The 24079-nt window shown below is 62.8% G+C and carries 23 protein-coding genes; 11 read left to right on the top strand and 12 right to left on the bottom strand.

The annotated features are described in order from the left end of the window. Positions 1-20 precede the first annotated feature (20 nt). From KJQ96_RS05400 to KJQ96_RS05390, 3 genes are all read right to left on the bottom strand, one after another. The gene (locus tag KJQ96_RS05400) at positions 21-602 is read right to left on the bottom strand and encodes a YqaA family protein (protein WP_213285855.1); all 582 of its coding nucleotides are present in this window, start codon (positions 600-602) and stop codon (positions 21-23) included. 66 nt (positions 603-668) lie between these two features. Continuing rightward, a complete protein-coding gene (gene hisE, locus KJQ96_RS05395) occupies positions 669-1088 on the bottom strand; it encodes a phosphoribosyl-ATP diphosphatase (RefSeq protein WP_213285658.1) in 420 nt (139 codons plus the stop codon). Between the two features lie 121 nt (positions 1089-1209). Further along, positions 1210-1605, bottom strand: a complete 396-nt coding sequence (locus KJQ96_RS05390) for a hypothetical protein (RefSeq protein ID WP_213285657.1) — start codon at positions 1603-1605, stop codon at positions 1210-1212. 241 nt (positions 1606-1846) lie between these two features. Between KJQ96_RS05390 and KJQ96_RS05385 the strand changes: the two genes are divergently transcribed. The 6 genes from KJQ96_RS05385 (at position 1847) to KJQ96_RS05360 (ending at position 9610) form a co-directional block, all read left to right on the top strand. Beyond that, the gene (locus tag KJQ96_RS05385) at positions 1847-2923 is read left to right on the top strand and encodes an ABC transporter substrate-binding protein (RefSeq protein ID WP_213285656.1); all 1077 of its coding nucleotides are present in this window, start codon (positions 1847-1849) and stop codon (positions 2921-2923) included. Between the two features lie 208 nt (positions 2924-3131). Next, on the top strand, positions 3132-4910 hold the full coding sequence (locus KJQ96_RS05380; protein ID WP_213285655.1) for a glucan ABC transporter ATP-binding protein/ permease: 1779 nt from the start codon (positions 3132-3134) through the stop codon (positions 4908-4910). A 211-nt stretch (positions 4911-5121) separates the two neighbouring features. Next, positions 5122-6585: a D-alanyl-D-alanine carboxypeptidase family protein gene (locus KJQ96_RS05375; protein WP_213285654.1), complete on the top strand. Its 1464-nt coding sequence runs from the start codon at positions 5122-5124 to the stop codon at positions 6583-6585. 177 nt (positions 6586-6762) lie between these two features. Then, on the top strand, positions 6763-8445 hold the full coding sequence (locus KJQ96_RS05370; RefSeq protein WP_213285653.1) for a long-chain fatty acid--CoA ligase: 1683 nt from the start codon (positions 6763-6765) through the stop codon (positions 8443-8445). A gap of 21 nt (positions 8446-8466) precedes the next feature. Then, positions 8467-9018, top strand: coding sequence for a DUF924 family protein (locus tag KJQ96_RS05365; protein WP_213285652.1), 552 nt, complete (start codon positions 8467-8469; stop codon positions 9016-9018). A 106-nt stretch (positions 9019-9124) separates the two neighbouring features. Continuing rightward, positions 9125-9610, top strand: coding sequence for a peroxiredoxin (locus tag KJQ96_RS05360; protein WP_213285651.1), 486 nt, complete (start codon positions 9125-9127; stop codon positions 9608-9610). Positions 9611-9752: 142 nt separating this feature from the next. Here KJQ96_RS05360 and rnhA read toward each other — a convergent pair whose 3' ends face one another. From rnhA to ispH, 3 genes are read right to left on the bottom strand one after another with little or no spacing between them, the layout of a single operon-like run. Next, complete coding sequence (gene rnhA / locus KJQ96_RS05355) at positions 9753-10217, bottom strand: ribonuclease HI (RefSeq protein WP_028348107.1); 465 nt, start codon at positions 10215-10217, stop codon at positions 9753-9755. Further along, positions 10214-11194: a homoserine kinase gene (locus KJQ96_RS05350; protein WP_213285650.1), complete on the bottom strand. Its 981-nt coding sequence runs from the start codon at positions 11192-11194 to the stop codon at positions 10214-10216. The genes rnhA and KJQ96_RS05350 overlap by 4 nt, the downstream gene beginning before the upstream one ends. Before the next feature lie 5 nt (positions 11195-11199). Beyond that, complete coding sequence (ispH, locus tag KJQ96_RS05345) at positions 11200-12168, bottom strand: 4-hydroxy-3-methylbut-2-enyl diphosphate reductase (protein ID WP_028348105.1); 969 nt, start codon at positions 12166-12168, stop codon at positions 11200-11202. A gap of 219 nt (positions 12169-12387) precedes the next feature. Between ispH and KJQ96_RS05340 the strand changes: the two genes are divergently transcribed. Further along, on the top strand, positions 12388-13083 hold the full coding sequence (locus tag KJQ96_RS05340; RefSeq protein WP_213285649.1) for a DUF1013 domain-containing protein: 696 nt from the start codon (positions 12388-12390) through the stop codon (positions 13081-13083). 64 nt (positions 13084-13147) lie between these two features. Here KJQ96_RS05340 and KJQ96_RS05335 read toward each other — a convergent pair whose 3' ends face one another. The 5 genes from KJQ96_RS05335 to KJQ96_RS05315 all read right to left on the bottom strand — a co-directional run bounded on the left by KJQ96_RS05335 (position 13148) and on the right by KJQ96_RS05315 (position 17020). Continuing rightward, the gene (locus KJQ96_RS05335) at positions 13148-13408 is read right to left on the bottom strand and encodes a SemiSWEET transporter (RefSeq protein ID WP_028348103.1); all 261 of its coding nucleotides are present in this window, start codon (positions 13406-13408) and stop codon (positions 13148-13150) included. 141 nt (positions 13409-13549) lie between these two features. After that, complete coding sequence (locus KJQ96_RS05330; protein WP_171711722.1) at positions 13550-13756, bottom strand: DUF6494 family protein; 207 nt, start codon at positions 13754-13756, stop codon at positions 13550-13552. Between the two features lie 13 nt (positions 13757-13769). Then, positions 13770-14030: a hypothetical protein gene (locus tag KJQ96_RS05325; protein ID WP_213285648.1), complete on the bottom strand. Its 261-nt coding sequence runs from the start codon at positions 14028-14030 to the stop codon at positions 13770-13772. A 151-nt stretch (positions 14031-14181) separates the two neighbouring features. After that, a complete protein-coding gene (locus KJQ96_RS05320; RefSeq protein ID WP_213285647.1) occupies positions 14182-16092 on the bottom strand; it encodes a propionyl-CoA synthetase in 1911 nt (636 codons plus the stop codon). 163 nt (positions 16093-16255) lie between these two features. Next, complete coding sequence (locus KJQ96_RS05315; RefSeq protein ID WP_213285646.1) at positions 16256-17020, bottom strand: tetratricopeptide repeat protein; 765 nt, start codon at positions 17018-17020, stop codon at positions 16256-16258. 212 nt (positions 17021-17232) lie between these two features. On the opposite strand from KJQ96_RS05315, the gene KJQ96_RS05310 reads away from it, so the two are divergent. Then, the gene (locus KJQ96_RS05310) at positions 17233-18003 is read left to right on the top strand and encodes a hypothetical protein (protein ID WP_213285645.1); all 771 of its coding nucleotides are present in this window, start codon (positions 17233-17235) and stop codon (positions 18001-18003) included. Positions 18004-18128: 125 nt separating this feature from the next. Beyond that, positions 18129-19667, top strand: coding sequence for a sodium:proton antiporter (locus KJQ96_RS05305; protein WP_213285644.1), 1539 nt, complete (start codon positions 18129-18131; stop codon positions 19665-19667). Positions 19668-19821: 154 nt separating this feature from the next. Here the strand turns inward: KJQ96_RS05305 and KJQ96_RS05300 are convergent, their stop codons facing one another. Continuing rightward, positions 19822-20625, bottom strand: a complete 804-nt coding sequence (locus KJQ96_RS05300; protein ID WP_213285643.1) for an SDR family NAD(P)-dependent oxidoreductase — start codon at positions 20623-20625, stop codon at positions 19822-19824. A gap of 243 nt (positions 20626-20868) precedes the next feature. Here KJQ96_RS05300 and KJQ96_RS05295 point away from each other — a divergent pair, with 243 nt between their 5' ends. Together KJQ96_RS05295 and KJQ96_RS05290 are read left to right on the top strand one after the other, a co-directional pair. Further along, entirely contained in the window at positions 20869-22896 is a 2028-nt protein-coding gene (locus KJQ96_RS05295) for a TRAP transporter fused permease subunit (protein WP_213285642.1), read from the top strand. A gap of 25 nt (positions 22897-22921) precedes the next feature. Further along, positions 22922-23881, top strand: a complete 960-nt coding sequence (locus KJQ96_RS05290; protein ID WP_213285641.1) for a TAXI family TRAP transporter solute-binding subunit — start codon at positions 22922-22924, stop codon at positions 23879-23881. Positions 23882-24079 lie beyond the last annotated feature (198 nt).

Here is a 24079-nt window from a genome sequence, read left to right as displayed (position 1 = left end):
AGCCGGGATGCCGGCAAAGCCTAGACCAGCTTGAACGCGGCGTAAAAACCGAACACCAGGACGATGGCACCGATGGCCACCCAGGTGCCAAGGCGCTTTTCCAGCTCGGCCCGGATCGCGTCGCCATAGCGGTTGAGCAGGACCGCGACCACGAAGAACCGTCCGCCGCGCGCCACGATCGAGCATAGGATGAACAGCCAGATGTTGTAGCCCGCAAACCCCGAGGTGATGGTGACGAGCTTGTAGGGGATCGGCGTCAGCCCCTTCAGCAGGATGATCACCGCGCCCCATTCGGCATAGGATGCGCGGAAGGTTTCGACCTTGTCGCTGAGACCGTAGACCGTGATCAGCCAGTGCCCGACCGAGTCATAGAGCAACGCACCGATGGCGTATCCGACCACGCCGCCGGCAACGGATGCGACGGTACAGACGGTCGCGAACCACCACGCCTTCTTCGGCTGCGCCAGCGACATCGGCAGCAGCATGATGTCGGGCGGGATCGGGAAGAACGAGCTTTCCGCGAAAGACACCGCCGCCATGATCCAGAGCGCATAGGGCTTGTCGGCGGCGTTGATACACCAATCGTAGGTCCGTTTGAGCATGGGCGCATGAACCATCATGGAGCGGATTTGTCCATGCCGGAAAACGACGGAATTTGAGAGGATTTTCTACCGCTTGCGTAAGGAACGGCCTTCCAGCGCGACAATTCGCCGCCGGACTGCGGGCCCTGCCGCCTTGGGCAGCGGCTTGGTCGGCGCCGTTTTCGGCGACTTGACGGGCTTTGGCAGCTTTTCGGCAATGCCGAGCAGGTCCTCGCGCCGCTCCATTTCGCGCCAGACGTCCTCCGGCTTCACGCCGGCCGATGCCCACAGCACGGTCAGGTTATAGAGCAGGTCGGCGCTCTCGCGGACTACCGCGTCGGTCTTGCCGTTGACGGCATCGATCACGACTTCGATGGCTTCCTCGGCGAGCTTCTTGGCCATCTTGGAGGGGCCGCGCTGAAACAGCCGGGCCGTGCGCGACGTTGCCGGATCGAGATCCCTGGCCGCGAGGACAGCCTGATAAAGCCGTTCGAGCGAATCACTCATTCTCCGAGCCTAATGCAAAGCCATGGCCGGCGTGTTAACGGCCGCCTCTGCAACCATAAAAAATCCACCGGCCGGGGTAGCCGGTGGATTCATCTTTAACAGCGGGTGGCGATCGTCGCGGTTACCAGCCGCCATAATAGTGGCTGCCATAGTACGGGCCGTGCCCGTAATAATACGGCGCCGGGCGTCCGTAGTAGGCCGGACCGCCATAGTAGCCGTAGTGACGATCGTAGTAATAGTCACGGCGGTTCTGGGCTGCCGCAATCGCAAGGCCGGTGCCGACGATGCCGGCAAAAGCCGCCGCGGCCGCCGCGCCGCCACCACCGCGATAGTGCCGGCGGCGGGCGCTGATATCGGTGGCGTCGCTGGTCCCGGTCGAGGCCGTCACGCCCTTGCTCGACGCCGCGGAGCCCGCGAATGCCGTGGTCGGCGCGACTGCCGTCAATGCAACGGCCACAACCGTCGCCACCGCGCTGGCGCGCCCGATCGATGAAAACACACCTTTTTGCGCGAACATCTCGACATCCTCCGTGGGAGCTGGCCTGACAGGCCTTCGATAGCTAACCATCGAATGGATACTAGGTTCCCGAATCCGAACGGCAGCTGAACGATCCCTGGCAAAATCGTGGCAGTCATCGATCATTCAGGTTAGATGCTGCACAATAGCTCGCCTAAAGGCCAAGTCTGCCGTCGGCGATGTCACGAAACCGACATCGCCGGAGCGGCAACTTGTCCCACCTCTTGCTGATGTCATCTCGATGCGTGCGATCAGGACCAACGCCATCCGCTCTCGCCTGAGCGTTCTCTTGGCTTTCCTTGCCGGGCTGTGCGCCATTGCGGGCTTCTCAGCGAATAGCGCCCTCGCCGCCAACGAACCTCGGCCTCCGCTCGCAATCCAGTTTTCGCTGGATCGTCCGATCGATGCCGCGGCGGCGCCGTTCGTGATGGCCGCCGCCGGCGGCCTGTTCAGCGCTGAGGCGCTTGCGGTCACGATCAACATCGCCAGCGGATCGCCGGACGCAATTGCGCGCGTCGCCGCCGGCACCAGCGATTTTGCCGTCGTCGACATCAACGCATTGATGCGGTTGCGCGACAAGGACAAGCAGGGCGGCCCCAGGATCAAGGCCGTGTTCGTGCTGTTCAACAAGGCGCCCTATGCCATCATCGCCCGCAAGAGCCGCGGCATCCGCGCGCTGACCGACATTGAGGGCAAGACTCTCGGCGTCGCCGAAGGCGACCTGTCGGCCCAGCTGTGGCCGGCGGTAGCGCACCAGAACAGTATCAAGATCAAGAACGTGAAGCAGAGCAGCATCAGTGCCGCGGTACGCGAGCCGATGCTGTCGGCGGGCCAGATCGATGCCGTGACCGGATTCTCCTATCTGTCGGCGATCAATCTGAAGGACCGCGGCGTGCCTGCCGACGATCTGGCGGTGCTGAAATTCGCCGACTATGGCTGTGAAGCCTACGGTTTCGCTATTATCGCCAATCCGGCGCTGGCGGCCGCCAAGCCCGAGGCGGTGAAAGGATTCGTGCGGGCCGTCATCGGCGGGTTGCATCTCACGGTCAAAGACCCCGAACGCGCCGCAACCGAGGTCGCAAATCGCATGGACGGCGGATCGAAGGACCTCGAACTCGAGCGGCTGCAAAGCATCCTGCGCGACTACGTCCTGACCAGCGAAGTGAAACGCAACGGTATCGGCGCCATCGATCCGGCACGCTTCGAACGCTCGATCGATCAGGTGGCGGAAGAGTTCAAGTTTCAGAAACGGCCGCAGGCGTCCGACATTTTCGACGACCAGTTTCTGCCCCCACTCAACAGCCGGCTGATTAATTGAGTGGGTCTTCTTCCGCCAGCGCCCGGGGCTTACCCCCTCTCCCCAACCCTCCGCCTTGCGGGTGAGGGTTAGGGATAGGGGTGCCACTTGATCAACTGGCTGCCGAAGTCGCCTACCTCACTGCCTAATGAATGCCTCTGCCTCACTAGTCGTCCGGAGCGATCCCTGCTTACAATGGGCGATTGAATCGCCTTGCGAGCCTCATCTGATGTCCATGCTGCGCCTTTACACCCGTGTCCTCGAGCTGCTTGGCAAGGAGGCGCGGCTGGGCTGGATTCTCGCCGTCGCCAACCTCCTGCTGGCCGGGGCCCAATTCGCCGAGCCGGTGCTGTTCGGCAAGATCGTCGACGTGCTCTCGGGCAAGCCGCAGAGCGGAATGCTGGCCTCGAACTCGGCTTGGCCGCTGCTGGCGGCCTGGGTCGTGTTTGGGCTGTTCACCATCGCCTGCGGCGCGCTAGTCGCGCTCCACGCCGACAAGCTGGCGCACCGGCAACGCCAGGCGGTGCTGACGGATTATTTCGAGCACATCATGCAACTGCCGCTCACCTACCACACCGGCACCCATTCGGGGCGGCTGATGAAGGTGATGCTGAACGGCACCGACGCGCTGTGGCGCCTCTGGGTCGCGTTCTTCCGCGAGCATTTTGCGGCAATCCTGTCGCTGGTCGTGCTGCTACCGCTCGCGTTCTACATTAATTGGCGGCTGGCGATCCTCTTGTTCGTGCTGTGCGTGGTGTTCACGGTGCTGACGACGCTGGTGGTACGCAAGACCTACGGCATGCAGAGCGAGGTCGAGGCGCAGTACAGCGATCTCTCGGCGCGCGCGTCTGATGCGCTCGGCAACGTCGCATTGGTGCAGAGCTTCGTGCGGATCGATGCAGAGGTTCAGGGCATGCGTTTCGTCGCCGACAAGCTGCTCGCCGCGCAGATGCCGGTGCTCGGCTGGTGGGCGCTGGTAACCATCATCACCCGCGCTTCCACCACCATCACCGTGCTCGCGATCTTTACCGTCGGCATCTACCTGCACACGCAGGGACAGACGACGGTTGGCGAGATCGTGATGTTCGTCAGCTTCGCGACCATGCTGATCCAGAAGCTGGAACAGGTGGTGAGCTTTATCAACAGCGTGTTCATGGAGGCCCCAAGGCTGCAGGAATTCTTCGACGTACTGGACGCTGTACCCGCGGTGCGCGACCGGCCCGGAGCGGTCGATACCGGCCGGCTTTCCGGCCTCGTCGAATTCCACGACGTATCGTTTTCCTATGACGGCAAACGGCCCGCGGTCGAAGACGTTTCGTTTACCGCTCTGCCCGGGCAGACCATCGCCCTGGTCGGTCCGACCGGCGCCGGCAAGTCGACGGCGATTGCGCTGTTGCACCGCGCCTTCGATCCGCAGTCCGGCATCATCAAGATCGACGGCATGGACATTCGCGCATTGAAGCTGACGGCGCTGCGGCGGAACATCGGCGTGGTGTTCCAGGAGGCACTGCTGTTCAACCGCTCGCTCGCGGACAATCTGCGCGTCGGCAAGCCGGACGCGACCGATGAGGAAATGCGCATCGCCGCAAGCCGCGCGCAGGCGCTGGAATTCGTCGAGCGCAGCGAGAAGAAATTCGAAACCCATGCCGGCGAGCGCGGCCGGATGCTATCCGGCGGCGAGCGGCAGCGCCTGTCGATCGCACGCGCACTGTTGAAAGACCCGCCTATCCTGATTCTCGACGAGGCGACCAGCGCACTCGATGCCGTCACCGAGGCCAAGGTCAACGCGGCGCTCGACGAGGTGATGAAGGGCCGCACCACCTTTGTGATCGCGCACCGGCTTTCGACCATCCGCAACGCGACCCGCATCCTGATGTTCGACAACGGGCGGGTGATCGAAAGTGGAACTTTCGATGAACTGGTGGCCATGGGCGGTCGCTTCGCGGAACTCGCCAAGGCCCAGTTCATGGTGCAGGAGAATGCGCAGGTCGGCATGAAGGTCAAATAGACCGGCAAGCATCTGTTACGGTTCAACTATCGCCGAAATTGCGCCAATTTCGTCCACGATTAAATCGCCGGGCCTCTGTTCTGAATCGCCAAGCCGGTATAGGTTTGCGACCTGCCGCAATGCGACGGCGCCGGACACGCTTGAAACCCGAACATTTGATTTAAGGACCTCTCCTTTTCGAAGGCGGGTCTCAAAGGACCGGAACGGAAAAGTGCATCTTCTTCGCCCGTTGCTTCGCGCTTCCTCATTGAACCTGATTTTGCTGGCGACGGCGCTTGCCGTCATAACGCCGCGCACCGTGCACGCCGAAGCGCTGCTGGTGGTCGAAGCCGATACCGGCAAGGTGCTGCAGGCCGACAATGCCACCATGCCCTGGTATCCCGCCTCGGTGACCAAGATCATGACGGCTTACGTCACGCTGAAGGCGGTCAAGGAAGGACGATTGTCGCTCGACACTCTCTTGACGGTGTCGCCGGTCGCCGCCTCGCAGTCGCCGTCCAAGATGGGCTTTCCTCCGGGCACCCAGGTCACCGTCGATAACGCGCTCAAGATGATGATGGTGAAGTCGGCCAATGACATGGCCGTGGTGCTCGCCGAAGGCGTCGGCGGCTCGGTCGACGGTTTCTCGGCGATGATGAACCAGACCGCCTTGCGGCTCGGCATGACGCAGACGAGTTACGTCAATCCCAACGGCCTGCCGGCGGACGGACAGATCACCTCGGCGCGCGATCTCGCGATGCTGGCACGCGCCGTCATTCGCGACCTGCCCGAATACGAATATTTCATGCAGATCCCCTCGATCCGCTACGGCCGCAGGGTGACGCAGAATTTCAACAAGCTGATCGGGCGCTATCCCGGCGCCGACGGTTTCAAGACCGGCTTCATCTGCGCTTCCGGCTACAATCTGGTCGCGTCCGCCACGCGCAACGGCAAGCGGCTGATCGCCGTCGTGCTCGGCGCATCCTCAGGCCAGGCGCGGGCCGTTCGCGCAGCGCAATTGCTGGAGCGCGGCTTCGGCAACGGGCTGGGCTGGCTGACGCCCGCGCTTGGCACCGTCGACAAGCTGGTTCCGGTCGATGCGACGCCGCCGAACCTGCGCGACGAGATGTGCAACGGCAAGCGCAAGCGGCCGGCCACCGATGAGGATCCGGACATCGTCGCCAGCAACGGCAATACTTCGACTGGCGAGACCGCGGTGAACTTCTTCACGGCGGGGCTGCAGAACCACCCGGTCAAACCTGCGGATCTGCTGGCGGCTGCGGCGGAGCCGTCCGAGCCTGTTCCGGTCTATACCGGTCCAACCAAGACCGGCCCCGCATTGATCGCCGCCGTTGCGGCGGAGGCCGAAAAGCAGGCGTCCGCAAAGCGCGGCAAGAAGTCGAAGATTGCCGCGAAGAAGCCCGACGCCGCGGCAGCGCCCAACGCTGAAGCCAGCGCGAAGCCGGCAGCCAAGCCTGCTGCAGTCCGGCATGCGACCGCCAAACCGGAGGCTGCCGCCAAGCCGACCGCCTTGGCCGAGAAAAAGCCGGCCGCGTCGGCCGAAAGAAAGCCGGCAGCTTCCGCCGACAAAAAGTCGGCCGCCAAGCCTGTCGCCGTCGGAGACAAGCCCGCGCCGAAGCCGGCCAAGCCAAACGCCGCCGCTAAACCCAAAGGCGAAAACAAGCCGGCTGGTTAACGGGGCCGCGGAGCCACGTAATTAGGCAGCTTTCCTGCCGTTCGGCTGAACGATTCCAGATAGCCGGAATGCGTCGAGAGCGCGCAGCCGCTTGCCATCGGCGGCGGCATTCACAATACTGCCCAAAACAAGGCATGCCCGGCCGAGAAACAGGGAAACAAGCAGAGGGGAGATACCATGGAGCGGATCTGGCTCAAGCAATATCCGGCCGGCGTGCCAGCCGATATCGACGTCACCCAATACTCGTCGCTGGTCGAGCTGTTGGAAGAAAGCTTCAAGAAGTTCGCCGATCGCAAGGCGTTCATCTGCATGGACAAGTCGATCAGCTACCGCGATATGGACGAGATGTCGGCCGCACTCGCTGCCTATCTGCAGAGCAAGGGCCTGCAAAAGGGCGCCCGCGTCGCGCTGATGATGCCGAACGTGCTGCAATACCCGGTCTCGACCGCCGCCGTGCTGCGCGCGGGATATGCCGTGGTGAATGTCAATCCGCTCTACACCCCGCGCGAGCTCGAGCATCAGCTCAAGGATTCCGGCGCCGAAGCGATCATCGTGCTGGAGAATTTCGCCACCACGGTGCAGCAGGTAATCGCGAGAACCTCGGTCAAACACGTGATCGTCGGCAGCATGGGCGACCTGCTCGGCTTCAAGGGCGTGATCGTCAATCTCGTCGTGCGCAAGGTGAAGAAGATGGTGCCGGCGTGGTCGCTTCCAGGCTCCGTCTCGTTCAACGATGCGCTCTCAGCCGGCCGCAGCATGAAGCTCAACAAGCCGCAGCTCACGCGTGATGACGTCGCTTTCCTGCAATATACCGGCGGCACCACCGGCGTCTCTAAGGGCGCGACGCTGCAGCACAAGAACATCCTCGCCAACGTGCTGCAGAACGACGCCTGGTTGCAGCCGGCGCTGAAGAAGCCGCCCCATGTCGACCAGCTCTTCATCGTCTGCGCGCTGCCGCTCTATCACATCTTCGCACTGACGGCGTGCTTCCTGATGGCGGTGCGGGCCGGCGGCGTCAACCTTCTGATCCCGAATCCGCGTGACATACCGGGCTTTATCAAGGAGCTGCAGAAGTATCAGGTCAACAGCTTCCCAGCGGTTAACACGCTCTACAACGCCCTGCTCAACGCACCCGGCTTCGACAAGGTCGACTTCTCCAAGCTGAAGACCTCGTTCGGCGGCGGCATGGCGACGCAAAAGCCGGTCGCCGAGAAATGGCTGAAGGTCACCGGCTGCGCGCTGTCGGAAGGCTATGGCCTGTCCGAGACCTCGCCGGTGCTGACCTGCAACCCTGCCGACACCGACCAGTTCTCCGGCTCGATCGGCATTCCCGTGCCGTCAACCTACATCTCGATCCGCGACGACGAAGGCAAGGAAGTGCCGCTTGGCCAGCCCGGCGAGATCTGCGCCAAGGGACCGCAGGTGATGGCCGGCTACTGGAACCGGCCGGAAGAGACCGCGAACGTGATGACCGCGGACGGTTTCTTCCGTACCGGCGACATCGGCGTGATGGACGAACGGGGCTACACGAAGATCGTCGACCGCAAGAAGGACATGATCCTGGTCTCGGGCTTCAATGTCTATCCGAACGAGATCGAGGAGGTGATCGCGGGGCATCCAGGCGTGCTCGAATGCGCCGTGATCGGTGTGGCGGATTCGAAGTCGGGCGAGGCGGTGAAGGCCTTCATCGTCAAGAAGGACCCAAACCTTTCGGCCGATGACGTCATCAAGTACTGCACCACGCAGCTCACCGCCTACAAGGTCCCCAAGCAGATCGAGTTCAGGACCGATTTGCCAAAGACCAATGTCGGCAAGATCCTGCGCCGCGAACTGCGCGACGAGAAGAAGGCCGCGGCGTAAGGCGCACGCGGACCTCTCGACATGACCGAGACTAACGTCGCGCCAGCCGACATTCTGGCCTTCTGGCGCGACGCCGGCCCTGATCGCTGGTACACACGCGACGACGCTTTCGATGCGGAGGTGTGCCGGCGCTTTCTCAGCCTTTGGCAGAGAGCGGCGGCCGGCGAGCTATCGTCATGGGAAAAGAGCGATGACGGCGCGCTGGCGCTCGTCATCGTGCTCGACCAGTTTCCCCGCAACATGTTCCGCGGCGACGCGAGAACCTACGCCAGCGACCGCCTCGCGCGCGAGGTGGCGCACCGCGCCGTCGATCGCGGCGTGGACGCGCGGATCGATCCCGCTTTGCGCGAATTCCTCTATCTGCCTTTCATGCATTCGGAGCACCTGGGCGACCAGTTGCGCTGCATCGAACTGTCACGTGCGGCCGGCCATACCGAAAGCCTGAAATGGGCCGAGCACCACGCCGATATCATCCGGCGCTTCGGCCGCTTTCCCCACCGCAACCACCTTCTGGGCCGCGCTACCACGCCGGAGGAGCAGGCATTCCTCGATGAAGGCGGCTTTTCGCCGTGATGACGCAAGCGTGAACGGTCTCGACCGTTGCCGTTTCGAGCCTGACGAATATTGTGCCGGCTACCTGCCCGGTCTAAGAAACCCGCTCATTGAGGGAGAATAGACGATGACGATCCAAGTTGGCGACAAGCTGCCGGAAGCCAAGTTTCGCGTGATGACGGCGGAAGGCCCGCAGGTCAAAACCACCGACGACATTTTCAAGGGCAAGAAGGTGGCGCTGTTTGCGGTGCCCGGCGCCTATACCGGCACCTGCCACAAGATGCACCTGCCGAGCATCTTCCTCAACGCCTATGCCATCAAGGACAAGGGCGTGAACACGATCGCCATCGTCTCCGTCAACGACGCCTTCGTCATGAATGCGTGGAAGCGCGACACTGACCAGCGCGACGAAGCCTTATTCCTCGCCGACGGCAATGCTGATTTCACCAAGGCGATCGGCATGGAGCTCGATGCCTCCGGCAATGGCCTTGGCATCCGCTCCAAGCGCTATTCGATGCTGGTGGAAGACGGCGTGGTGAAGAAGCTCAACCTCGAGCCCGCGCCGGGCAAGGTCGAAGTTTCCGGCGGCGATACGCTGCTGGGGCAGTTGTAAGCTGAAGCGCGTCGCAAATTAAGCTGTCATCGCCCGGCTCGACCGGGCGATCCAGCACGCCGCGGCTTCTCCGAATTTCTCAGCGTCGCTGGAATACTGGATCACCCGCCTTCGCGGGTGATGACAGCGGGAGGATGCGGCCCTACTTCCCCACTCTCTCCTGCAACCTCGCCATCGCCACGCCCTCGCGCGCGAGTTGATCGGCGCGCTCGTTTTCGGCGTGGCCGGCATGGCCCCTGATCCAGTGCCAACGCACCTGGTGCGGTTTCAGCGCGGCGTCGAGGCGCTGCCAGAGATCGACGTTCTTGACCGGCTTCTTGTCCGCGGTGCGCCAGCCGTTCCGCTTCCAGCCATGGATCCAGCCGCTGATGCCCTGGCGAACGTACTGGCTGTCGGTGGTGAGATCGACCACGCACGGTTTCTTCAGCGCTTCCAGCGCGGAGATCGCCGCCATCAGCTCCATGCGGTTGTTGGTGGTGTGCGGCTCGCCGCCCTTCAGTTCCTTCTCTTTGTCGCCGAACCTCAGAATCGCGCCCCAGCCGCCGGGGCCGGGATTGCCCGAGCAGGCGCCGTCGGTGAAAACCGTCACGTGAGGCAATTCGCTCAAGCGGCAAATCCGGGCTGGGTCAGGCCGTAATCGCGCACGCTGGAAACGCTCTGGTGGAAGCGCAGCTTGCGGACGTATTCGAGCGGGTCCTTCGGCTTCACCAGCGCGCCCGGCGGCACGTTGAGAAAATCGACCAGCCGCGTCAGCAGGAAGCGCAGCGCCGAGCCGCGCGCCAGCAGCGGCAGCGCTTCCTGCTCGGTATCAGACAATTGCCGCTCGCGGCCATAGGCGTTGAGCAGCGCGCGCGCTTTGGTGACGTTGAACGAATGATCCGGCTCAAAACACCACGCATTCAGGCAGATCGCGACGTCGTAGGCCAGGACGTCATTGCAGGAAAACGGGAAGTCGATCAGGCCGGACAATTTGTCGCCGAGGAAGAAGACATTGTCGGGAAACAGGTCGGCGTGGATGACGCCGAGCGGCAGATCTTTCGGCCAGCGTGCCTCGAGGTGATCGAGCTCGCGCGCGATGAAGTCCTGCAAGCCAGGCGCGACGCTGTCGGCGCGCGATGCGGCGAGATCGAACAGCGGCCGCCAGCCCCCGACCGACAGCGGGTTCTTGCGGAACATCGGGAAGTCGCCGCCCGCCAGATGCATCTTTGCAAGCGCCTCGCCGACGCCGGTGCAATGGGCGGCGTTGGGCCGCCGCGGCCACATGCCTTCGAGGAAGTTGATGATCGCCGCCGGACGCCCGGCCAGTTCGCTGTAGACTTCGCCCTTGCGGTTGCGGGCGGGCTGCGGGCAACGCAAACCGCGCTCGGCCAGATGCGCCATCAGCGACAGGAAGTACGGCAAATCGTCCACCGCCACGCGCTTTTCATAGAGCGTGAGGATGAACGCGCCCTTGCTGGTATGCAGCAGAAAATTGGAATTCTCGACGCCTTCGGCGATGCCCTTGTAGGAGAGCAACTCGCCGATTTCGTAGCCCTTGAGGAAATCCGCGAGATCTTCGGCGGCGACGTCGGTATAAACCGCCATCGCGACTACTCGGCGGCAGCTTCAGGCCGCAGCGAACGCGGCAGCGGGAAGAATTCGTTCTCCTCCGCGGCCGACACCGTCTCCACATGCAATTCGAACCGCTCGGCGAAGGCGCCCATGATTTCCTCGACGATCACTTCCGGCGCGGACGCGCCCGCCGTGATGCCGAGGCTCTTGATGCCCTCGAAGCGCGACCAGTCGAGATCCGAGGCGCGCTGCGCCAGCACCGAGACCGGGCAGCCCTCGCGCTCGGCGACTTCGCGCAGGCGCTGCGAGTTCGACGAGTTCGGCGCGCCGACCACGATCAGGGCATCGACCACCGGCGCCACCTTCTTCACCGCGAGCTGGCGGTTGGTGGTGGCGTAGCAGATGTCTTCCTTGTGCGGGCCGTTGATGTTCGGGAAGCGCTCCTTGAGAAGAGCTACGATCTCGGCGGTGTCGTCGATCGACAACGTCGTCTGGGTCACGAAAGCGAGGTTGTTCGGATCCTTCGGCGCGAACGTCTTGGCATCCTCAGCGGTTTCGATCAGCGTCACCGCGCCCGTCGGCAACTGGCCGAGCGTGCCGACCACCTCGGGGTGGTGCGAATGCCCGATCAGCAGGATTTCACGGCCGCGCTTGAAGTGGATCGCGGCCTCGCGATGCACCTTGGTGACCAGCGGGCAGGTCGCATCCAGCGAGAAGAAATTGCGGGCGCGGGCATCCGCCGGAACCGATTTGGGAACCCCGTGGGCCGAAAACACCACCGGCGCATTGGTATTGTCGGGGATTTCGGCGAGTTCCTCGACGAAAATCGCGCCCTTGGTCTTCAGGCTGTCGACCACGTAGCGGTTATGCACGATCTCGTGCCGGACATAGACGGGGGCGCCATAAATGGCGAGCGCCCGCTCCACGGTATCGATGGCCCGCACCACCCCGGCGCAGAAGCCGCGGGGAGAACAAAGCACGATTCTGAGGTCTGGTTTGGCTGGCATGGGGCGCTATCTCGGGACCGAATCACCCCTTGCCGGCGGGCAGGGAACGGCCAATTCGGATAAGGACTTGGGACTGCTTTCGGCCTGTGTCAAGGCACTTTAGCAGACCATTGCGCCAGTGGGTCCGGAAGGCCTATATAGGCATTGAATTCCCGTCATCACCGATGACCACAGGCTTCGCCTCCGAAAGAGGTGGGCGAGGCACAAAGGAGATTTGCCATGAGCAATGCACCGCTGATGCCCAAGGCGACGGCCGTGTGGCTGGTTGATAATACCGCTTTGACCTTCGACCAGGTGGCCGATTTCACCAAAATGCACCCCCTTGAGGTCCGCGCCATCGCCGACGGCGATGCGGCCCAGGGCATTAAGGGCATGGACCCGATTTCGACCGGCCAATTGACCCGCGACGAGATCGAAAGGGGCGAAAAGGACCCGAATTACCGCCTCAAGCTCGGCGAGAGCAAGGTGGTGCTGCCGCCGGCCGCCAAGAAGAAGGGCCCGCGCTATACCCCGGTGTCGCGCCGCCACGAGCGGCCGAGCGCGATCCTGTGGCTGGTCCGCAACCATCCCGAACTGAAGGACGCGCAGATCATGCGCCTGGTCGGCACCACCAAGACCACCATCGCCTCAGTCCGCGACCGCACCCACTGGAATGCCTCGACGCTGACCCCGATGGACCCGGTGACGCTCGGCCTGTGCTCGCAGATCGAGCTCGACTTCGAGGTGCAGCGCGCAGCGAAGGAAAAGCCGGTGCCCGCAGCTTACGGCGGCGCCACCCTGCTGCCGGCCTCCGAGACCACGAAAAAGGAGCCGGAATTCGAGCCGAGCGAGAAGTCGGAGGACGACCTCAACGTCGATGCCGTGTTCGCCAAGCTGAAAAATATCGGCGGCAAGAGGCAGGACGAGGAAGAGTAGAAGCTATCGGCTACGGCTGATGTCGAACGCGGCGGGGCAACCTGCCGCGTTTTTGTTTGGGCGCTCAGCCGTATTTCAGCTTCATGAACAGGATCCCGCCGGCCAGGACGATCGTGATGGCATTGGCGATGATGAGCGGGACATCACCGGAAAACAGGCCGTACAGCAGCCAAAGCACGAGCCCGAGCAGCATGACGAGGAACATGCCCAGTGAAATGTCCTCGGTGGAGCGGGTTCTCCAGACCTTGATGAATTGCGGGGCATAAGCGAGGGTTGTGCACGTCGCGGCGGCAAACCCCAGCAGCTTGATTGCAAGTTGTTCCATGCCCGACTTATAGCATCGATTCGAAACGTGCGCGGCAGTGGCAGGACAAGCCGTTACTGCAAAGTATCTTTTTTGCGCAACGGCCGTGCGCTGCCCCAATAGGGGCTTCGCGCCTGCAACGGCAGGGTCCCGAAGAAACCCTCAGCCCAGCTCGATCTCCTCGTCAATCTCATGCGACAGGCCGATGCCGCTGATCGTGAGAACCATCTTCGCCGGCAGCTTTTCATGGCCCTTCAGCTTTCCCGACTCGATGGCATCGCGCACGGCCTTTTCGATCTCACGCTGCGAGGTGACGCCGACTTGCTTGAGAAATTTGCGCAGGCTGACGTTGAAGACATCTTCGTTCATACGGACCTCCTGATCACGGCCTGGTCGGATTGTTCAGCATCTGCTCGGCGAGATTGCGCTGGGCACGATCGGTGCGGGCGTTGGCGTTGCCGCGCTGGACGTCGCGGTTCTTGCGGCAGATGACGTAGTCGTTGGAGCCCGGCGCGACATTGTTGGAGCGACAGAACGCGTCATCATCGGCGCTGGTGTCGACCATGGTCGGCTGGCCGCGTTCGAGGCAACCCGCGAGCAGTGGTGCGATGAGGAGGAATGCGAGTGGCAGGTTACGTCGCATGCTCTGTCCCTTCCAGGTTTCATCATTGCCGGGCACGCGTCCCCGACTTGATCGGGATGAGCCGGCAATCCATCGAAATAATGGCAGCCTGCTTTGACGATGATGGATGCCCGGGTCAAGCCCGTGCATGACAGCGCGGGTGGGTTGGAACCTACACCCTGCCCTTCAGGGCCTCGCCGATTTCGTCGAGCACCTTGGGGTCCTCGATGGTGGCCGGCATGGTCCAGCTTTCGCCGTCGGCGATCTTCTTGATGGTGCCGCGTAGGATTTTTCCCGAGCGCGTCTTCGGCAGGCGCCCCACCGTGATCGCCAGCTTGAAGGCTGCGACGGGACCAAGTTTTTCGCGCACCAGCGCCACGATCTCCTTTTCGATCTCGGCCGGAGCTCGCGTCACGCCGGCTTTCAGCACCAGGAAGCCGCAAGGTACCTCGCCCTTGATCGCGTCCTTGATGCCGAGCACGGCGCATTCGGCGACATCAGGATGAGAGGCCAGAATTTCCTCCATACTGCCGGTGGAAAGGCGGTGGCCGGCGACGTTGATGATATCGTCGGTACGGCCCATCACCCAGACATAGCCGTCCTCGTCCTTGTAGCCGGCATCCGAGGTCTTGTAGTAGCCGGGGAATTCGGTGAGGTAGGCTTCCCTGAAGCGCTCATCCTGCTGCCACAGCGTCGGCAGGCAGCCGGGCGGCATCGGCAGCTTGATCACGATCGAACCCATGGTACCCGCAGCGACCGGCTTGGATGCCTCGTCGACCACCTCGACCTGATAGCCCGGCATCGGCACCGTCGGCGAGCCGTGCTTGACCGGCAGCATGCCGAGGCCCACCGGATTGCCGGCGATGCACCAGCCGGTTTCGGTCTGCCACCAGTGATCGATGACAGGCACTTTCAACTGCGCTTCTGCCCATTCTACCGTCGGCGGATCGGCGCGCTCGCCGGCCAGGAACAGCGTGCGGAATTTCGACAGATCGTATTTGCGGATGAAGGCGCCGTCCGGGTCTTCCTTGCGGATGGCGCGGAACGCGGTCGGCGCGGTGAATAGGGCGACGGCCTTGTGCTCGGAAATGACGCGCCAGAACGCGCCGGCGTCGGGCGTGCCGATCGGTTTGCCCTCATACATGATCGAGGTGGCGCCATGGATCAGCGGGCCGTAGACGATGTAGCTGTGGCCGACGACCCAGCCGATGTCGGAGCCGCACCACCAGACCTCGCCGGGCTTGACGCCATAGAGATTGAACATCGACCATTTCAGCACGACCAGATGTCCGCCATTGTCGCGCACGACGCCCTTCGGAATTCCCGTGGTGCCTGACGTGTAGAGAATATAGAGCGGATCGGTCGCGAGCACCGGCGTGCACGGCGCGGCCTTGCCGGCGTCGAGCGCCGCGCGACGGAGCGCCGCCCAGTCGTGATCGCGGCCGGTCGTGAGTTCGCAAGGATGCTGCGGCCGCTGCAGGATGACGCAGGCCTGCGGTTTGACACTGGAGAGCTTGATCGCCTCGTCGAGCAGCGGCCTGTATTGCACGATGCGGCCGGGCTCGATCCCGCAGCTCGCCGAGAAGATCAGCTTCGGCTTGGCGTCATCGATTCGCGTTGCGAGCTCTTTGGCGGCAAAGCCGCCGAACACGACACTGTGCACCGCGCCGATCCGCGCGCAGGCCAGCATCGCAAACACCGCTTCCGGCACCAGCGGCATATACAGGATGACGCGGTCGCCCTTGACGACACCGAAATCGGCCATCACGGCGGCGAGCGTCTGCACCTCCTTCAGCATCTCGGTATAGGTGAATTTCGAGATGGTGTTGGTGAGCGGCGAATCGTGGATCAGCGCGACCTGGTCGCCGCGTCCGCCCGCGACATGGCGGTCGAGCGCGTTGTAGCAGGTATTGACCACCCCTCCGGCGAACCAGCTACCATACGCGCCCATCGAGGGGTCGAAGATTTTCTTGGCCGGCTCGATCCAGTCGATTTCGCGCGCGGCGTCGGCCCAAAATGCTTCCGGATCGGCCAGCGAGTGGGCATGGACCTCGTGGTAGCGGCTATTGTCCTGGATGTTCATGGCGCACTCCCGGTCGACGCATTCTTGGCTCCGCAGGCCCCAGACATGGGCGGCGCCAGGCGCCCTGCCCTGACCAGGATCTAAAGCAGGCCAGTTTTCTTGAACGCATTGTCACGGGAAGCCGCGACAGATCAAGCCAAGAATGGCTTGACCGCCAAACGACCTAGTAGCCGACGATTCCGTTAATCTTTTGCAGGCGATCGCGCATGGCCTTTTTCAGATCGTAGTCGGGCCGGCCGTATTCCGCATTGCGCCGGGAGATATACTCCTGCTGTTCTCGCCGCAGCGTGCGCGCCTGCTGTGGGGTCATCTTTCCAGCGGCCGCCCTGACATAGGCCGCTTGAACCTCGCGATCGAGATCGGCGAGTTCTGGATTGTCGCAGATCGCCTTTTCCACCTTGCGGCGGGCAGTGGCACAGTTGAAGCTCGGTTTGCCGGCGACCGCCTTCAGCGCGCCTTGCCGCTCCGCCTCCTGCGCCAGCGCCCGGTGGTTGGCTCTTGCGACGACGTGATCCGGGTTCAGCTTGATTGCCGCGGCAAAATCGGCCACCGCCTTGGGCAGATCACCTTTCTTGCGCCAGAGTTCGCCGCGCGCGTTGTGAACATCGGCGTGCGCCGAATCGAGCCGCAACACGCCATCATAATCGGCGATGGCACGGTCGATCATGTCCTTGCGCTCATAGGCGGTCGCACGGGCAATCAGTGCCTTGATGCGGTCGGCCTTTTCGGTCTTTGCGTTGTCGATCAGCGCACTGCAGAGATGCACGGTCCTGTCGTGATCATGCGCAAGGCCAGCGGCAAGACAGGCCGCAGGATCAATGCGTATATCCTCGCCCGGCTCGGTCCCGGTCGCCGATGCATCATGCGCATACGTCAGCGACAGCAGGGAAGCCACGACCAAGCTGCGGATGTGGAGATAGCCTCGCATCAATTGATCCGGAAAGCGCTGTCTATTGCGACGCGATCCTAGCAAGCGACCTGCATTTTCGACAAGCAGCCTGCAAATTTCCCGTTCGCACAAAAACGGATTTTGGCCGAAACGTGACCTGCGGAAAACGTAATTCTCTTCACAGACGGAAGAATACGATCCGTGAGAAAATCTGCTGTGAACCTATTGCAGTTTTCGCGGACTCAACAACCATGACCACATTGATCGACTTCAATTCGCCGCGCGCCATCGCGCAATCCCAATCAGGCTATTTCTACTTCTACATGGCGCTAGCCTGCATGGCCGTCGCCTTTCTCGGCTTCGCTCCGACCTATTGGCTGCCGTTGGCGAAGCGATCGTTCTCGGCGTCGCCCGTCGTGCACTTTCACGGCCTGCTATTTTTCGCCTGGTCGCTCTTTTTCGCATTCCAGAGCTGGCTTGCCGCGTCAGGCAAAGTCGCCCGGCACCGCACCATCGGCATGATCGGCGTCTCACTGGCGACCGCTATGACGATTTTCGGTTTCCTGGTCGCGGTCAACGCGATGAAGCGCTCCGCGGCGGCGGGATTGACCGACGAAGGAATCTCGTTCGTGATTGTCCCGCTTAGCGGAATTCTGTTCTTTGCCGTGGTGTTCGCGCTGGCGATTGCCGCGATCCGGCGGCCCGAAGCCCATAAGCGGCTGATGCTGCTGGCCAGCATTTCGCTACTGGACGCCGCGGTCGCCCGCTGGTTTCTCACCTTCCTCGCGCCTCCCGGTCCGCTCGGCCCGCCGCCGGTCCCCGTGACCATCCCGCCGGCCTTCGTCGCCTATCTCCTGCTGGTGGCCGCCATCATTTTCGACTGGCGCACGCGCGGCCGGCCGCATCCGGTCTATGTCTACGGCGGCATTGCGCTGATAGCTGTAAAACTCCTGAACTGGCCGATCAGTGTCACGCCGCTCTGGCATTCTTTCGCTGGCGGCATATTGGCGATGGCGCAGTAGCGACTAGTACCACTTGCCAGGCTGAGCTGATCTTCCGAATAAGGACAAGCTTCAGCCGGGAAAACCTGCCGGTTTTGGTGCTAGATTGATGGCGACATTGATCTCGGCCGGCAGGGAATCCGGAATTGCAAGCATTTGAATGGATCATCGGGCTGCTGCTTGGCGCGGTGCTGCTGTCCGCGCTGGCGCGGCGGCTCAAGGTACCCTACCCGACATTTCTTGCGCTCGGCGGCATGCTGCTGGCATTCGTGCCGTCGGGGCCGCAATGGACACTGGAGCCGGATCTGGCGCTGGCGCTGTTCGTGGCGCCGGTGTTGCTGGATGCGGCTTTCGACACCTCGCTGCGCGATCTCCGAAACAACTGGCTGCCGGTCTCCACGCTCGTCCTCGTCGCCGTCGGCCTCACCACCGCGTCGGTCGCGGTGTTGGTGCACTGGCTTCTGCCCGACATGCCCTGGGCCGCAGCGGCCGCGCTTGGCGCCATCGTCGCACCGCCCGATGCTGCTGCAGCGACGGCAATCCTGCGTCAAGTCAACCTTCCCTACCGTCTGCTCAAGATCCTCGAAGGCGAGAGCCTGCTCAATGACGCCAGCGCATTGTTGGTCTATCGCGTCGCCGTCGGCGTCGCGATGGCCCATCATTTCAGATGGAGTGAGCACGCCCCCTCGATCGCGTTCGCATTAGTCGGAAGCCTACTGGCTGGCTATCTATGTGCTCGGCTTTGGATGCCGTTGACGCAGCGGATCACGGAAGCACCGAGCGCGATCATCACGCAATTCGCCGGCACCTTCACGGTATGGATCGTCGCCGAGCATATCGGCCTGTCCGGGATCCTCACCATCGTCGCCTATGCGATCACGCTCGCGCGCACCTCACCGGCGCGGATGTCGGCGCGGCTGCGGGTGCCCACCTATGCGGTGTGGGAAACCGCCGTCTTTGTCCTCAACGTGCTGGCATTCGTGCTGATCGGGTTGCAGTTGCGGCCGATTTGGGAACGGCTCGATGATGCCGTGCGGTTGAAGTATTGTCTGGTCGCCGCCGCCGTGCTCGGTATCGTGATCCTGACGCGCATCGCCTGGGTGATGTCGTACGGCGCGGTGCTGCGGCTCGTGATCGCGCGTCGCGCTTTCCGCTCGAAACAGCCAATGACCGCGCCCACCGTTCGGGGCGGCATAGTCGTCTCCTGGTGCGGTATGCGCGGCATCGTTACGCTGGCGGCAGCATTCGCACTGCCCGAAAACTTTCCATATCGCGATCTGATGCTGCTGACGGCGTTCACGGTGGTGCTGGGATCGCTTGTGATTCAGGGCCTGACACTACGGCCGCTGATCACGGCGCTGCGGTTGCGGGATGAGAACCCGGTTGCATCGGAAGTCGCACGCGCGCGGGCGGCAGCCTATCGGGCGGCGCTGGATGAAATCGACGGTGATCCATCCGAGGCAGCCGAGCTGCTCCGGCTTGAATACCGCGCGCTGTTGCTCGGCGCCGGGGACGATGGAGGCCTTGCCAGCGGCGAACTGCCCGCCGACCCGTTGCGCCGCCGCGCCATTCGCGCCGCCCGGCAATCGCTCCTCAATCTGCGGGAATCCGAGGAAATCGGTGACGATGCGTTTCACCAGCTCGAAGAGGAACTGGACTGGGCGGAATTGAGCGCGCGGGGGTGAGCGTCGTCGTCCCGGCGAACGCCGGGACCCATACCCCGCGGCCTTTGTGCGTACGAGCGGTGTGTCTACCACCTTTCTTCAAACGGCAGTACACGGCGTATGGATACCGGCTCGCGCTTCGCTTGGCCGGGACGACGAGAGAGTGGTTGTAGTGCTAGCCCGACTTCACCGTTATCCCGCCATCGACCACCAGTTCGATCCCCGTGACATAGCGGGATTCGTCCGAAGCGAGAAACAGCGCCGCATTGGCAACATCCCAGGCGTCGCCCATGTGCCCCATCGGCACCTGCGCATCGCGCGCCCGCCACATCGCTTCGACGTTGCCGGCCGAATAGCTTGCTGCAAGACCGGCGGAGTGCTCGACCATCGGCGTCTTCATCAGGCCCGGCAGGATGCAGTTCACGCGAACATGGTCTTTCGCGAATTGCACGGCGGTGGTGCGCGTCATCTGGTTCATCGCCGCCTTCGAGGCGCCATAGGTGACGTAGGAGATGCCGAGATGGCGAATCGATGCGATCGACGAGATGTTGATGACCGAGCCGCCACCCTGCTTCTGCATCACGGGAATAACGTGCTTCATGGCAAAATAGGCGCTCTTGAGATTGACCGCGAAAACGTGGTCCCAGCTTGCCTCGTTCACCTCGACGACGCTGCCCATTTCGGCGATGCCGACATTGTTGTCGAGCACGTCGATGCGGCCATAGGCCTTCAGGCACGCCGCCACCATCGCCTCGACCTCGGTCTCGCGCGAGACATCGGCGGTGAAGGCGGTGGCCTTGCCGCCCTCGCCCGTGATAATGCTGACGGTTTCTTTTGCGGCAGCCGCGTTGCGATCGACGCAGAACACGCTGGCGCCCTCGCGCGCGAAGGTGACGGCGGTCGCCTTGCCATTGCCCCAGCCAGGACCGATCGATCCCGCGCCCACCACCATCGCCACCTTGCCCTTGAGCCGTTCCATCGACTTCTTCTCCCTTTGGGTTGTCGTTGCATTGCAGCGCGCAGGAATGCGGCGCATCCGAATTTTGGGGCGGGAAATTGGACGGACGGCGGCCCTGGGTCAACCTGTCCGAAAAGCTAAAGCAGCGACTTGGACATAGGCCGAAAAGCCCCTTGCCACCGCCACCCAAAACGGACTGAATGCGGCCCGCGAAGGAGGCTCGCCGCAGTCGGGCCGGAAAGTTAACCGGTCCCCGGGGGAAGCATGGCCGTAGACAAGACAACGCCGCCCAATGACGAGGTCGTCACCGTTTCGGACGAAGCCTTGCACAAGGCGGAAGCCTACATCGAGGCGGAAGAAGGCGCGACCAACCGCCTGATGGGGTGGGCGGGAAGGATTTCGACCACGATTGCCGTGGTCATGAGCCTATTTCACCTCTATGCGGCCTATGCCATCGTTCCGACCCAGGAGCTTCGCTACACCCACGTCGCCTTCACCTTGATCTTGAGCTTCCTGCTGTTTCCGCTGGCGACACGGTTTCGCAACCGTGTGCGCTGGTGGGACGTCGTTCCCGGGATCGTCGCGGTGGCGACCGTCATCTACGCGCTGTGGGGTGGCGAGGATTTTACCGACCGCGCCACCACGCCCGATCGCTGGGACGTGATCGTCGGCATCGTTTTCATCGTGATGCTGCTGGAGGCGACGCGGCGCACTACCGGCGCAATCATGCCCGTGGTGTCGATCCTGTTCATCGCCTATGCGATGCTCGGCCCCTATTTGCCGGCGCCGTGGACCCATCGCGGCTACGACCTCGACCGCCTGGTCGGTCACCTCTTTATCACACTGGAAGGCATTTTCGGCGTCGCAGTCGACGTGTCGGCGACGCTGATCATCCTGTTCACGATCTACGGCGCATTCCTGCAGCATTCCGGCGCCGGCAAATTCTTCATCGATTTCTCGCTGGCCTTGATGGGCGGCAAGCCGAACAGCGCCGGCCGTACCGTGGTGTTGTCGTCATTCCTGCTCGGCGGCCCCTCCGGATCGGGCGTCGCCACGACCGTAATGATCGGCACGGTGGCCTATCCGATGATGGCAAAGGCGGGCTTTGAGAGGAACGCCGCGGGCGGATTGCTCGCCGCCGGCGGGCTGGGCGCGATCCTGTCGCCGCCGGTGCTCGGCGCCGCCGCGTTCCTGATCGCCGAGTTTCTCAAAATCAGCTATCTCGACGTCATCTGGATGGCGACCATCCCGACCTGTCTTTATTACATGTCGCTGTTGTTCATGGTCGAGCTGGACGCCAAGAAATTCCACGCCAAGAACGTGACCTTCACGCCCGAGATGTCGCTCGGCCAGATGACCAGGCGGTACGGCTTCCACTTCATCTCGCTGCTCGCCGTCGTCTTTTTCATGATCATCGGCTACTCGCCGTCGCTATCGGTGTTCTACGCCATTGTCGTCACCTTCGCGCTGAGCTTCCTGCGCCGGGAGACCGCGCTGGTGCCGAGCAAGCTGGTGAAGGCGCTGGCCGACGGCTCGATCGGCGCGCTCAATGCCGCGACCACCTGCGCCTGCGCCGGCATCGTCGTCGGCATCGTGACGCTGACCGGTCTCGGCCTCAAATTCTCGTCGATTGTCATCGCCTATGCCGGCGGCAGCCTGTTGCTGACCGCGATCTACACCGCGCTGATCGTCTGGATCATCGGCCTAGCCGTGCCGGTGACGGCGTCCTACATCATCTGCGCGGTCATCGCCGCGCCCGCGCTGGTCAAGCTCGGCGTGCCCGATTACGCCGCGCATATGTTCATCTTCTACTATGCCGTCCTGTCGGAGGTCTCGCCGCCGACCGCGCTGTCGCCGTTCGCCGCGGCCGCCATCACCGGCGGCGATCCCTACAAGACCACGCTGCAATCCTGGAAATATACGCTGCCGGCGTTCCTGGTGCCGTTCGTCTTCGTGCTCGATCCCCAGGGCGGCGGCCTGCTGATGTCGATCCCCAAGGGTGGATCGTGGGTCGACATTCTCGAAATCGCGATCAAGACGAGCTTGGGGCTGCTGGCGCTGGCTGCGTTTGCCCAGAACTGGGCGCTGCGACAAAATACAGCGGTCGAGCGCGGCCTGCTTCTGCTATCGGGATTGCTGCTGGTGTTCCCAAGCCTGATTGAGGCAATGGTCGAATGGATCACCGGACGCGATATCAGCTACACCTATGTGCCGGGCCTGATCATCGGTTTCGGCGTATTGCTGTGGCAGGCCAGAACGCGGTCGCCTGAGCGGCCTGCGGTCACAACATAGAGAAGAAGCAATTGAGGAGACAAAAATGAAAAAGACCACAGCGATACTGGCGATGGCTCTGGGGCTCGCCTTTGCCGGCGCAGCCCACGCGCAGCAGAAAACCATGTCAATCGGCACCGGCGGCACCGGCGGCGTCTACTATCCGCTCGGCGGCGCGGTTGCCAACGTGCTCTCGAAGAACCTTCCCAACCTGCAGGCCACCGCCGAGGTCACCGGCGGCTCGGTCGACAATCTCAAGCTGATCGGCGCCGGGAAGAGCGAACTTGCCTTCACCATGGCCGATGCCGCGCTCGATGCTTTGCAAGGGCAGGACAAGTTCAAGAGCGGCAAGGTGCCGCTGCAGGCGCTGCTCGTGGTCTACCCGAACCGCATGCATGTTGTGACGGTGGAAGGCACCGGCATCCAGACCATGGCAGATCTCAAGGGCAAGCGCGTTTCGACCGGTTCGCCCGGCAGCGCCACCGAAGTGATGGCATTTCGCGTCATCGAGGCGGCCGGCCTCGACAAGGACAAGGACATGAAGCGCGAGCGGCTCGGCGTCGCCGAATCCGTCAATGCAGTCAAGGACCGCAAGATCGACGCCTTCTTCTGGGTCGGCGGCATTCCGACCGCTGCGGTCACTGATCTCGCGGCGACGCCCGGCCTGAAGATGAAGCTGATCGACCATGGCGATCTGGCCGAGAAGATGAATGCCAAATACGGCAAGCTCTATTCTCCCGGAAAGATCAAGGCGGGCTCCTATCCCGGCTACGACAAGGACAACTCCATCACTGAAGTCTGGAATCTGATCGTCACCGGCGACAAGATGAGCAATGAGGACGCCTACACCATCGTCAAGACGCTGGTGGAAAAGAAGGCCGACATTGTTGCCGTGCACAAGGAAGCCGAGAGCTTCTCGCTCGACAACCAGGTGCAGGACCGCTCGCCGATCCCATTCCATCCTGGCGCGTTGAAGTACTTCAAGGAGAAGGGCATCGGCGGCTAAGGCAGCGTGCTCGAGCTAGTTCGGCTTGCTTCATCAGTGACCGCGGTCTGCCGAGGACCGCGGTCATTTCTTTTGGCCAGGGTTGTGAGCATTGCGATATTGCTGCGCCTGCGAGGGAGCGTTCAGACGACGTTCGCTGAACCACGAACATCGCGGCGCCGGCGAGCGACCACAGGCGTTAACACGCGAGGCTGATCA

Source organism: Bradyrhizobium sp. sGM-13, from assembly GCF_018398875.1.
GTDB lineage: Bacteria > Pseudomonadota > Alphaproteobacteria > Rhizobiales > Xanthobacteraceae > Bradyrhizobium.
This window is presented reverse-complemented; position numbering and strand designations above follow the sequence as displayed.